This is a genomic window from Flavobacterium collinsii (assembly GCF_902804485.1).
GTDB lineage: Bacteria > Bacteroidota > Bacteroidia > Flavobacteriales > Flavobacteriaceae > Flavobacterium > Flavobacterium collinsii.
The window spans coordinates 1-12,300 of the sequence record NZ_CADCST010000045.1; the positions used below are offsets into that span (position 1 = coordinate 1).

General features: G+C 36.8%; 10 protein-coding genes. 8 read left to right on the forward strand and 2 right to left on the reverse strand.

Annotated features, from left to right (window positions below; all coding sequences use genetic code 11):
* Positions 1-172: 172 nt before the first annotated feature.
* Both FLA105534_RS00830 and FLA105534_RS00835 read right to left on the reverse strand, forming a co-directional pair.
* Complete coding sequence (locus FLA105534_RS00830) at positions 173-619, reverse strand: hypothetical protein (protein WP_173964152.1); 447 nt, start codon at positions 617-619, stop codon at positions 173-175.
* Between the two features lie 215 nt (positions 620-834).
* Positions 835-1,470, reverse strand: coding sequence for a hypothetical protein (locus tag FLA105534_RS00835; protein ID WP_173964153.1), 636 nt, complete (start codon positions 1,468-1,470; stop codon positions 835-837).
* 524 nt (positions 1,471-1,994) lie between these two features.
* Between FLA105534_RS00835 and FLA105534_RS00840 the strand changes: the two genes are divergently transcribed.
* From FLA105534_RS00840 to FLA105534_RS00875, 8 genes are all read left to right on the forward strand, one after another.
* A complete protein-coding gene (locus FLA105534_RS00840) occupies positions 1,995-2,780 on the forward strand; it encodes a hypothetical protein (RefSeq protein WP_173964154.1) in 786 nt (261 codons plus the stop codon).
* A 65-nt stretch (positions 2,781-2,845) separates the two neighbouring features.
* On the forward strand, positions 2,846-3,529 hold the full coding sequence (locus tag FLA105534_RS00845; protein WP_173964155.1) for a response regulator transcription factor: 684 nt from the start codon (positions 2,846-2,848) through the stop codon (positions 3,527-3,529).
* The gene (locus FLA105534_RS00850) at positions 3,526-4,893 is read left to right on the forward strand and encodes a HAMP domain-containing sensor histidine kinase (RefSeq protein ID WP_173964156.1); all 1,368 of its coding nucleotides are present in this window, start codon (positions 3,526-3,528) and stop codon (positions 4,891-4,893) included. The genes FLA105534_RS00845 and FLA105534_RS00850 overlap by 4 nt, the downstream gene beginning before the upstream one ends.
* 453 nt (positions 4,894-5,346) lie before the next feature.
* Positions 5,347-6,519: an efflux RND transporter periplasmic adaptor subunit gene (locus FLA105534_RS00855; RefSeq protein ID WP_173964157.1), complete on the forward strand. Its 1,173-nt coding sequence runs from the start codon at positions 5,347-5,349 to the stop codon at positions 6,517-6,519.
* A gap of 8 nt (positions 6,520-6,527) precedes the next feature.
* A complete protein-coding gene (locus FLA105534_RS00860; RefSeq protein WP_173964158.1) occupies positions 6,528-9,641 on the forward strand; it encodes an efflux RND transporter permease subunit in 3,114 nt (1,037 codons plus the stop codon).
* Positions 9,642-9,652: 11 nt separating this feature from the next.
* Positions 9,653-10,945, forward strand: a complete 1,293-nt coding sequence (locus FLA105534_RS00865; RefSeq protein WP_173964159.1) for a TolC family protein — start codon at positions 9,653-9,655, stop codon at positions 10,943-10,945.
* A 14-nt stretch (positions 10,946-10,959) separates the two neighbouring features.
* Positions 10,960-11,625, forward strand: coding sequence for a porin family protein (locus FLA105534_RS00870; RefSeq protein WP_173964160.1), 666 nt, complete (start codon positions 10,960-10,962; stop codon positions 11,623-11,625).
* A 145-nt stretch (positions 11,626-11,770) separates the two neighbouring features.
* A complete protein-coding gene (locus FLA105534_RS00875) occupies positions 11,771-12,205 on the forward strand; it encodes an META domain-containing protein (protein WP_173964161.1) in 435 nt (144 codons plus the stop codon).
* Positions 12,206-12,300: the final 95 nt, after the last annotated feature.

Here is a 12,300-nt window from a genome sequence, read left to right on the forward strand (position 1 = left end):
TAGAGTAGTCTTTTTGTGTACGCTTTACATAGCGTATTTCTTGAGGTACTTCCATAATGATACTTTTTGTGTATCGCTATTTCAGGACTAGACATTTTAAACAAAAAAAACCTCCAAAATCAAATGACTTTGGAGGTTTCTATTTTTTTGTGGAATGAATCCCTATTTTACATTAGTTTATGTCGTTAAACTCGTGTAATGACTTCAATGTGCTTTCGTAAAATAAAATTGCAGCAATTAAATTCCCTTTATCTGAATAAGGCATCATTTTTCTCTGAAAATCTACCGTTGTATCCAAAAATATTGTTGTTCCTTCGGCTTGACCGTCTAATACTTTTTTGTGTTCACTATCGTCCGGAATACCTAAGTCAGACATCGTTACTCCAGGTTTTGTAACCAAAGCGATGTACGGAAGTGTTTTTACTAAAACTTTAATACGCTCAATGTATAATTCCAAAAGTTCTCCTTTTTGCATACCACTCAATTCTTTTTGATCATGGTATTTGCGGATAATGGCTGTTGTACTGATTATACTTCTTGGAGCATTCTTTGCCTGTGCTGAAATAGCACCAGTTGCCAGAAAGAAAAAGAAACTTACTAAAATAATACTATTTTTCATTTTATTAATGTAATTGGTTGTTGAGGAAAACAAAAGTATACAATTTAACTTAAGCGGCAACTTTAATGATTCCTTTTTTTTTAAAAAAAATTAACAATTTGCATTATATCAATCTATAGGACAATTCTGAGGTGCTGGAGAGCACATTTTACGGCTATAACAATTCATCATATTAAAAAAAACCTAAAAAATTTTACAGAAATTCTTCCGGTCGCTTACGATTTAATTACCCTAAAACGTCCCGGATACTTTATCCAGATACTTTTTTTATTGCCGTAATAATCCATAAAATCTTCACAAACAAAAACGGCATGTGCCGTAGACCAGGCAACAACTCCACAAAATTCACTTCCCGATTGTCGCTTTAACTTTAACACTTGTTTGCCTTCTTTAAACCCTAAATATTTGTAAATGGTTGGAGTATATACTGAACCATCTTCCAAATCCTCCAATGCTTCATCAAAAGTTGATATCTTATCTATGATTTGCTTGTATTTTGCCATTACTGCGTAGGTCAATATTGCATAATCTGTTATTTTTTCGCTTTCACAATTGTCTTTTATATAGATAAAACCAGCAGATATTGTTGCTTTATTTATTTCTTCTTCTTTCAGATTGAATGATGCATTATTTTTTAAAATGATTTTATGTGAGTTATCCTCCATTTTCTCATTTATAAAAAGATTGTCTAACCCATAAACATTTAAAGAGGCTTTAATAAAAGCAATCGATGAACAATTGGTGCGTTCTCCCTGCTTAAAACTTTCGAATATTTTATCTGAACTTAATTGTGAATAAGAAGTTGAACTGACAAACATTAAAAATAAAAATATTGAAGTAACAGCTTTCATTGTCTTAAAGTTTTGTAATTGCTCCCCAATTCATTTTTGGGAATATAATTGATTCTACAAATCTATAAAAATCAACTCATACTTGTTCTTAAGTTTTATCAAAAAATGTTAAGGACACACTAAGTAAATCCTTTTAAAATAGTTACAACAATGTTAACCAAAAGCTTGGCCTGTTTTGGCATAATTGTTTTGACTTTCCGTGATTTTAAATCAATTAAATACGATGGTAATCTGTTAGAACCAGTGAATATCTAATCGCGTTTTTTTGTATCGAAAATCTCTATTCCACAATTAACCTACTTCTATTAAACAAAATCCACTCTTCAATAAAACCATATAAATACCTGTTTTTAAACCAGTTAAAACCAATAATCCGTTTTTTAACTAATTTTACATTATCCAAACTTACCCCCTGACTATCATTCAAGATCATACTATTCCGGCAGATAGAAAAATGATTTTTTTTAGAAGTACTTCATTTTGAAAATAAAACAGAACCAATTCATAAATTATAACAAACTATCATGGCGACAACAGTACCTCCAGACAAAAAAAGCAATTACGAAAAATTATTTGCCTCCTGTATCCTTAAAGAAGCTAAGTATCCTGAAATCGATGCGCTGGTAGCAAAAATAGTCTCGAACAAAACCAGGTATCAATCTGTGGGTGATCCCTTAAATATTCCCTGGTATATCATTTCAATTATACACTGTATGGAAGGAAGTTTAAGGTTTGACACTCACCTTCACAACGGTGATCCGCTTACCAAGCGTACGGTTCACGTTCCCGTGGGACTTCCAAAAGCCGGAAATCCGCCATTTACATGGGAATTCAGCGCTAATGATGCTTTAATCTATGACAAACTAAACTCATGGACCGATTGGAGTATCTCGGGAATTCTCTACAGACTGGAATTGTTTAATGGCTTAGGTTATTACAAACAAGGAATTAATTCACCTTATTTATGGAGTTATTCCAACCACTATACTAAAGGCAAATACGTTCAGGATGGTAAGTATGATCCAAACGCAGTTTCTAAACAATGCGGCGCCGCTGTTTTGTTGCGACGTATGATGGAGCAGCATTTGATTACCCTGCCCAATCCCCACATCGTAGAGCGCATACTACTTCAGGGAAATAAAACAAGCTATTACTCGGGAACGGTTACCAGCGAAGCAACAGAATTACAAAAACTGCTAAATAGTGCCGGAAGCGTCCTAAGAATTGACGGCAAAGCGGGAGAAAGAACTTCAACCGAGTATTTTAAATATAGCAAAACGTATCTAAAAGGAGATCCCAGAAGAGTTTAAACCCCATCTTTAATTAGTCACTATTTTTTTTTCCATTCTACATTCAATCGTATAACTTTGTAGAGATGAAAATTTTAGTAGTAGAAGACGACCAAAGAGTGGCTGAGTTGATTCAGCGGGGACTTACTGAACATGGATTTTTCCCTACAGTGGCTTATGATGGTCTCTCTGCGAAAAAACTGATGTTGCAGAATCCTTTCGATCTGGTTATTACCGATATCATCCTCCCAAAAATGGACGGGCTTGATTTGTGTAAAGAGATACGTTTGATAAAACCTGATCTTCCTATCATTATGTTAACTGCTTTGGGCTCAACAGATGATAAAGTGGAAGGTTTTGATGCGGGAGCCGATGACTATCTCACAAAACCCTTTGAAATGAGGGAACTGTTAGTTCGTATCAGAGCTTTGCTAAAAAGAAGCGGTAGTAATTCAATTCATACCACCGGGTTTATTTTAAAGTATGACGAACTTGAAATGAACCTGCAAACCAAAAGTATCAGAAGAAATGAAACTGAAATAAGCCTTACTCCAAAAGAGTTTAAACTTTTAGAGTATATGCTCCAAAATCCAGAACGAGTGCTTTCCCGAGTAGAAATAGCCCAAAAAGTGTGGGATACTCATTTTGATACCGGCACCAATTTTATTGATGTCTATATCAACTATCTGAGGAAAAAAATTGACAGGGATTATGATAAAAAACTCATTCATACAAAATCGGGGATGGGATTTATTTTGAAAACAGAATGAAAACAAGAACCCGGCTAACCCTATTATTTACCCTTGTCACGGCCACTATTCTATTAGTGTTTGCTGCTATTATTCTGATTTCGGCAAAAGAAAACAGAGAAAAAGAATTCTATGCATTGTTAAAGAAAGAGGCGATCACCAAAGCCAATTTATTTTTGAATGCTGAAGTCGACAGTAAAACACTACAGGACATTTACAAAAACAACAGAGCCACCTTAAACGAGGTTGAAGTTGCCATTTATACCCCTGCTTTCCACCTACTCTATCACGATGCTGTTGAGATTGATGTGGTCAAAGAAACCAAGTCAATGATTAATGAAATTGCCCGTAAAGGCGAAATAAAATTTTATCAAAAAGATTGGCAAGTTATAGGCATGACCTATCGATTCCAGGGAAAAGAATACATTATTACTGCCGCTGCATACGACGGATTTGGATACAGCAAATTCTACAACCTCCTTGAGACCTGCATCATTGTTTTTATCTTATCGATTTTGTTGCTGTACGTTGCCGGTCGTTTTTTTTCGAAAAAAGCGTTTGAACCTATTGTTAAAATGACCAACAAAGCCAAAACCATTTCGGCTACAAATCTTGATCTGCGACTGGACACTTCCAAAAACAAAGATGAAATTACCGAACTGGCTACTACGTTCAATAAAATGCTAAACCGTCTCGAAAATTCCTTCGACTCTCAGAAACAATTTGTTTCAAACATTTCACACGAACTACGAACACCGCTTTCTGCAATTATTGCCGAATTAGAACTCTCAACCCATAAAGAACGCAATAACAACGAATATAAAATGGTCATTCAAAATACTTTACAGGATGCTAAAAAACTGGCCAAACTCTCCAACAGTTTACTTGATCTTGCTAAAGCCAATTATGATCCTTCAGAAATTGCTTTTAAACAACTTCGTATTGATGAAGTTTTATTAGATGCCCGCCAACAAGTTCAAAAGTCAAATCCGGACTACAATATAACCATCCACTTCGAGAACGATTTTGAAGACGACAGTCAAATTTCAGTTCATGGAAACGAGTATCTCCTAAAAGTTGCTTTTGTCAATTTATTTGAAAATGGCTGTAAATTTTCTGATGACCATCAAAGTATTGTATCTATTTCATTTCTCAATAATAAAATAGAGCTTCATTTTTCAGACAATGGAATTGGTATTTTACCAGAAGAACTCGAACATATTTTTACTCCGTTCTACAGAGGTTCTAATAAAATTTACGCCGATGGAAATGGTATTGGTCTTTCCTTAACAAAGAAAATCATTCTGCTCCACAAAGGGAATATCACCGTTACTTCCAAAAAAAATAAGGGCACAACTTTTATCGTAGCGTTCAACTTACAATAGCATTTTTTCAATTCTATAGCTTCTCTATTCACTCTCAAATGGCTGTCACAAAAAGCATGACAAGGCAGGCATACACACCAAGCAAACACGCTTTATTTCAGATCATTAAATGCGTTTTACTCACTATTAGCTTTAAAAAGAAATATCCTGTATTTTATTCCTAATACTTGCATCAAACAGCGGTGTATTCTCTTTATTTTATCCGCTTATTTTCTAAAATCCAAAAGCAGTTTTGCACTATTTTCTAATAGAATTCTAATTTTTTTCTAAAAGGTCTCTAATGGCTCTTTCGGGAATGCCTGTCTAATTTTGCGCCAGATTTAAGGATCATGATTTGTTGCTGTAGCACACGATGTGTTACCCTACCAATACTACTGTTCCCAAATTTTCTGCGGTCATGCTGTACCTATAGCGAACCACAAAATTTAATTAATGCGTAAAAATCAAAATGACATGACATTAAACACTACAAAACTTTTCAGGCTTCAACTATCAAAAATCTATCCTCGAAATCCCGAATGTAAAAACCTCTTACTCGCTATAACGGCCGCTTCAATGTTAGTGGCCTGCCAGAACAAAACCGAAAAAAAAGAGGTTGAAAACTTTTCTTTAAAAGGAGATACGGTCCTGATTCCGCAAAAATCAAATATTGCCTTCAAACTAAAGTTCCAAACCGTTAAAAATGAGCCCTATCAGTTCGAATTACAAACTGCCGGAACTGTCAAAGCAATTCCAAATTCGTATGCCGAAATTGCTCCCCCTTTTTCAGGAAGAGTCACCAAAATACATGCAAGATTAGGAATGAAAACATTGCCCGGGACACCTTTATTTGAATTGGTTTCTCCTGATTTTACAGCTGCCCAGAAAAACTTCTTCCAGGCTAAATCGGGGTATGAGGTTGCCAGACTCTCGTTAAAACGGCAAAAAGACTTAAAAACTCACGGTGTTGGTTCTCAGAAAGATCTCGAAGAAGCCGAAACCAACTTCGAAATCAGTGAAAAAGAATATCAAAATGCAATTGCCAGTCTTAAAATTTTTGGAGTAAACACAAACAAACTGGTTTTCGGTCAGCCCTTAGTCATCACCTCACCCATTGCCGGTGAAGTGATCACCAATGAACTGGTATTGGGACAGTATTTAAAAGAAGATGCCGGACCGAAAGCAAAAGTTGCTGATCTCAAAAAAGTATGGGTTGCCGGCCAGATTAAAGAAAAAGACATTCATTTTTTGCAAGAACTACAAGGGGCCGAAATCAGTTCCGGCGCTTATCCGAACACAAAAATTTCAGGCAAAATCTATCATGTCGACGAAATCATAGACGAGGATACCCGAAGCGTACAGGTATTAATAGCCTGCAACAATACCGATCATATCCTTAAACCGGGAATGTTTGTCTCTGTAAAATTTACAGACAAGCCCATGAATACCTTGTTCATACCCGCCAAAGCAGTATTACAAATCAATGACAAAAGCTTCGTCTTTGTCCAATCAGAGCCGGGCAAATACGTCCGTCGTTACATCGAGACCGGAATATCGCAAAATGGAAAAATAGCCGTGCTCTCAGGATTAAAATCAAATGAAACAATTATCAGTGAAGGAGCTTTTTATCTCCTTGGAGCGAAATAAATGACTTTATGAAACAAAATATATTTGAAACAACAATAGCAAAACGCTGGTTAATACTGGCATTATTCTTACTTCTTTCTTTGTTTGGATATTATTCCTGGAAGCAACTTTCTGTTGAGGCTTATCCTGATATCGGCGATGTCACCTCACAAGTCGTAACGCAGGTTCCGGGTTTGGCAGCGGAAGAAGTTGAACAGCAAATCACCATTCCGATAGAACGAGCCATAAACGGTTTACCTGGCTTACATGTAATGCGAAGCAAAAGTACTTTTGGTTTATCAATGGTAACGATCGTTTTTGATGACGGTATTGAAGATTATTTTGCCCGCACCAGAATTCAGGAGCGCTTAAATGATGTCCAACTGCCTTATGGTGCTGTTCCGAGTTTAGACCCACTAACCTCTCCTACTGGTGAAATTTACCGCTATATCATTGAAAGCAAAAACCATGACCTAAGAGAGCTGAGCGAACTACAGGAGTACACCATTATTCCGCGTATCAAACAGGTATCGGGAGTGGCTGATGTCACTAATTTTGGAGGAATCACAACACAATACCAAGTAGAACTCGATCCCGCTAAACTTGAGCAATATAGTTTATCCTTAAGTGAAGTAACAGAAACCATCGAAAAAAATAATGCAAATACAGGAGGAAGTGTTATCGATCGTGGAGACCAGTCGTATGTGGTACGCGGAATCGGTTTGGTAAAAAATCTGGAAGATATTGGACGCATTGTTGTAAAATCGGTAAATGGAGTCTCTATTTATTTGAGTGATATCGGAAAGTTAAAATATGGTAATCTGGAACGTAAAGGAGCTTTAGGGTACACCGACAAACGCGGAGTTGACTATTCGGACAATATCGAAGGAATTGTATTGCTGCTCAAAAACCAAAACCCCTCTGTGGTATTAAAAGGGGTCAACGAAGCAGTGGACGACCTCAATAAAAATTACCTTCCTGAAGGTGTTAAAATCCACGCTTTTCTGGACCGCACTAGTCTGGTAGAAACAACACTTACTACTGTCTCTCATACATTGTTGGAAGGAATGGTACTCGTAATTATTGTTTTAATTGTTTTTCTGGGCAGTTGGAGAGGTGCTTTATTGGTCGCTATTACCATTCCTATTTCGCTTTTGATTGCTTTTATTCTGATGAAATTCACTCATATTCCTGCCAATTTACTTTCTCTTGGAGCAATTGATTTTGGTATTATTGTCGATGGAGCCATTGTGATGATGGAAACCATTCTAAAAAAACGGGAAGATAACGAAGATGAAGAACTCACCGAAAATAATATTGCCAGCAGCGTAAAAAGTGTGGCACGTCCCATCTTTTTTGCCACTCTGATTATCATAACAGCGTATTTGCCATTGTTTGCATTTGAGCGTGTAGAGAAAAAATTATTCACTCCTATGGCTTTTACAGTAGGATATGCGCTTTTTGGCGCTTTATTGGTTGCTTTACTGCTGATACCCGGATTGGCTTATTTCATCTATCGCAAGCCACAAAAAATGTATCATAACAAATGGCTGGAAAAACTAACCAGTGCTTACCATCATCGCATACAGAAAATAATGCAGGTCCCTAAAAAAGTATTTACACCTCTGATTGCAGTATCAGTTCTCGCTTTTATACTTACTGCCGTGGTCGGAAAAGATTTTTTACCACCATTGGATGAAGGATCGATCTGGCTGCAGGTGACCTTACCTCCCGGTATTACTTTAGAAAAATCGAAGGAAATGAGCGACACACTGCGTCATCGTACTTTAAAACACGAAGAAGTAACTTACATGATGGTACAGGCAGGTCGTAATGATGACGGGACTGATGCCTGGACGCCTTCGCATTACGAATGCAGCATGGGCCTAAAACCCTACAAGCAATGGAAATCAGGAAAAACAAAAGAGAATTTAATAAAAGAATTATCTGCCGAATATGCTACTATGCCGGGCTATAATATTGGTTTTTCGCAACCCATGATCGATGGGGTGATGGACAAAATCTCAGGTGCTCACAGTGAACTGGTGGTAAAAATATATGGCGAGGATTACAAAGAAACCAGACGAATTGCGGAAGATGTCATTAAAACCCTTCAGGAGGTAAAAGGTGCCGTCGATCTTGCTATCGATCAGGAACCGCCATTGCCTCAGGTACAAATAATTGCAGACCGCCAGAAAATAGCGCAATACGGATTAAATATCGATGCTGTTTCAGAATTAATAGAAGTGGCTATGGGTGGAAAAGCCATTTCGCAAATTTTTGTCGGCAATAAAGTATATGATATTACCGCACGCTATAACGAAGAAAGCCGAAATGATCCTGAAAAAATAAGCAACCTGATGCTTACCAATTCCGAAGGTGTCAAAATCCCGTTGTCACAAGTATGCGATATCAAACTTAATACCGGTGAAAGTACCATTGCCCGTGAAATGAACAAGCGCCATCTAACGGTTCGCCTGAATTTAAGAGGAGCCGATTTAAGTTCTTTCTTAAAGGAAGCACAATCTAAAATTGAAGAAAAAGTAAAATACAACCACGCAAAATTTAAACTAAAATGGGGAGGACAATTCGAAAATCAGGAACGAGCTTATAGTCATTTAGCCATTATTCTCCCTCTTGCATTAGCCTTAATGTTTGTGCTGCTATACGGTGCGTTTGGAAAATTTCGTCAGGCAGGACTGTTAATGAGTATTGTTCCATTGGCATTATTTGGTGGCATGTTAGCCCTTACTGTCCGCGGGATGACGCTCAATGTATCCTCAGCAGTAGGTTTTATCGCTTTATTTGGTGTTGCAATACAAAATGGAGTTATTATGATTTCACACATTAATCAGCTTCGTAAAAACGGAATAGCATTACTCGAAGCCGTAATCACTGGCGCTAAACAACGCTTCCGTCCTGTTTTAATGACGGCTACTGTCGCAATACTAGGTTTATTGCCCGCTTCATTAGCCACAGGAATAGGCAGTGACGTGCAAAGACCATTAGCAACGGTTATCGTTTACGGACTACTATTTTCTACCGTTCTAACACTTTTTGCTTTACCCTCACTTTATTATTTGATCGAGAAAAAATTTGATCTCCCAAAAGAGCACCTGCAAAATGAAATCAATAATCCATAAAATGAACCCTTATGATTAAGAAGAACATACAAAACTGGGGAATTATATTGATACTGCTAAATATTTCGGCAGTATCAAATGCTCAGATTGACACTACTTTCACAAAAATAAAGATGAATTACACTGATTTTCTCGCCTTAGTCAGTAAAAAAAATCTAGAGTTTACTGCTCAAAAATTTAATGTAAATATCGCAGAAGCTAATGTGCTGGCTTCAAAAGTTTTCCCCGATCCGGAACTGGCTATAGGAGCCAATGATAATGGCCAGCGGCGAATGCAAATGGGTTACGGTTTTTCATCAGAACTTAGCTGGACGCTCGAACTTGGCGGAAAACGAAAAGCACGCATAAATATAGCAAAAAGCACAGCGGAACTATCTAAAACCTTACTGGAAGATTACTTTCGGAACTTACGTGCAGATGCTACCTTAAGTTTTCTAACGAGCTTAAAACAAAAAGAAATTCTTTTGGTACAATTAAACTCTTACCATATTCTAAAGAATATCGCTGCTACTGACAGTATTCGGTTTAAGCTTGGAAGTATTGCCGAAATTGATGCCCGTCAAAGTAAACTTGGTGCTAATTCGATGTTAAATGAGGTATATCAAAGTGAAACCGATTGGAAAAACTCTTTACTGGAATTAGGAGCTTTTATTGGAGAGCAAAAAAAGGATAGTCTAAATTCTCCTTATGGTGATTTAAACAAATTTGATCGTGCTTTTGGTTTAAGTGAGCTCGTGATTACTGCTCAAAACAATCGTGCTGATTTACTAGCTGCTCTACAGAATAAAAATGTCTCTCAAGATATTTTAAAATTAACAAAAGCTAATAGAGTTTTAGATTTAGGAATACACTTTGGCATACAAAACACATCGGTTGTGAGTAATGTTGTGGCTCCTACTCCATCAACAAATGCTGTATCAGCTGGTATAACCATTCCCTTAAAATTCTCAAACCAAAATAAGGGAGAACTAAAAGCAGCTGAATACGGATTACTTCAGTCTGATGTATTATACAGACAAACAGAGTTGCAGGTTCAGACAGAAGTTAAAAAAGCATGGTTTGTCTATGTAACGGCACAAAAACAGGTTCGTCAATTTAATACGGGTCTATTAACCGATGCCGAAAAATTACTCAATGGAAAAATATACAGTTACAAACGTGGAGAAACTACTCTACTTGATGTCTTAAATGCCCAGCATACTTACAATGAGACCCAGCTCAACTACTATGAAACATTATATCGTTATGCAGCCTCTTTAGTAGAACTTGAAAAAGCGGCTGGGATTTGGGATATTAATTTTTAAAACAAGAAGAAATCATGAAAAAAACATATACAATTTGCCTGATATTCCTTTTCACGATGCAAATGAGCGCACAACAGGAAGGTATTACTCTTGGTATCAGCGCTGGTACAAACTGGTCATTACTCAAAGGGAAAGATATAGACAGTCTGTCTAATAACGGGGCTTCAAAAGGTTTGAACGGCCTGACAATCGGAATCACTTTAGACAATAAAATTTCCCCATATTTCGGTTTAAAACACGAATTGTTTTACAGCAGAAAACAAACAGCTCTACAAATCGCAGATACCATAAACGGAGGATTCACCAGCAGGCTAAAACGCCAATATATTGATTTATTTCCCATTAGTCCTGCTTTTTACTACAAAGGCTTACAAGTTTATGTGGGTCCTTACATCGGTTTTTTACTGAACGCCTCTGTGCAGCGCAAAGATACCGATGGAAATTTATATACGGATACCACATTTTACGGAACGGGGAAAGCTTCGAATAGCTACAGCCAGAAAATGGATGCGGGTTTTGTAACCGGTTTAACGTATGAGTTTCCGAATGGTTTAACTCTTGGCGCAAGGTATCTGCACGGTTTTGTTCCTCTTATCGAAAATGCAGCTACTATCCCGCAATGGAAAATTTACAACGAGAATTTTTTAATAACACTGGGTTATAATTTTAAAAAGCGATGATTTCAGCTCTCAAAGATAAAATTCTTAAGCAACGAATTTACAAATTTAGAATGATTCAATATTTTAAAAACTTCCATTAAGATCTCTTAGAAAAACGATCATCATAACCTAAAACTTGTTAATTTTATATTCTAAAACTTTTCCTATGAAAAAATACTTCACCCTAATGTTGGCAGCTGTTGCCTTAGTTTTCACTTCTTGCAACTGCACAAAAAATACCACGCAAAGTACTGCTCTTTATGACACAACCTGGGAACTGGAATACATTTCCGGTCCTCGTATAGCTTTTGAAGGCTTGTATCCTGACAAAAAACCTTTTATAAAGTTTGATCAAAGTACGGGTCAGGTATCTGGAAACGCAGGATGTAATGGCTACAGCGCTCCTTATACTTTAAAAGGACAAAACATCAGCTTTGGAGAACAAGGCCCTACAACAATGATGTTCTGCGAAGGCGGCGGGGAGCAAACTTTTACCGAAATGATTAGAAAAATCAACACCTATTCTATTGATAAAGATGATAAACTGAACTTGTTACTGAATGATGTTCCAATGATGCGCTTTAAAAAAGTGGCGAAGTAATTTTACTACTCTCAAAATAAAACAAAAAATGGACTTTCTTACAAGTCCATTTTTTGTATCCCATATTCATAAAAAAACATCTGACATAAATATTT

Excerpts from the sequence above, each read along its gene's own strand:
- FLA105534_RS00865 (WP_173964159.1), top strand. The coding sequence starts at position 9,653 with ATGATTAAGAAGAACATACAAAACTGGGGAATTATATTGATACTGCTA.
- FLA105534_RS00840 (WP_173964154.1), top strand. The coding sequence starts at position 1,995 with ATGGCGACAACAGTACCTCCAGACAAAAAAAGCAATTACGAAAAATTA.
- FLA105534_RS00870 (WP_173964160.1), top strand. The coding sequence starts at position 10,960 with ATGAAAAAAACATATACAATTTGCCTGATATTCCTTTTCACGATGCAA.
- FLA105534_RS00855 (WP_173964157.1), top strand. The coding sequence starts at position 5,347 with ATGACATTAAACACTACAAAACTTTTCAGGCTTCAACTATCAAAAATC.
- FLA105534_RS00835 (WP_173964153.1), bottom strand. The coding sequence starts at position 1,470 with ATGAAAGCTGTTACTTCAATATTTTTATTTTTAATGTTTGTCAGTTCA.
- FLA105534_RS00850 (WP_173964156.1), top strand. The coding sequence starts at position 3,526 with ATGAAAACAAGAACCCGGCTAACCCTATTATTTACCCTTGTCACGGCC.
- FLA105534_RS00845 (WP_173964155.1), top strand. The coding sequence starts at position 2,846 with ATGAAAATTTTAGTAGTAGAAGACGACCAAAGAGTGGCTGAGTTGATT.
- FLA105534_RS00875 (WP_173964161.1), top strand. The coding sequence starts at position 11,771 with ATGAAAAAATACTTCACCCTAATGTTGGCAGCTGTTGCCTTAGTTTTC.
- FLA105534_RS00830 (WP_173964152.1), bottom strand. The coding sequence starts at position 619 with ATGAAAAATAGTATTATTTTAGTAAGTTTCTTTTTCTTTCTGGCAACT.
- FLA105534_RS00860 (WP_173964158.1), top strand. The coding sequence starts at position 6,528 with ATGAAACAAAATATATTTGAAACAACAATAGCAAAACGCTGGTTAATA.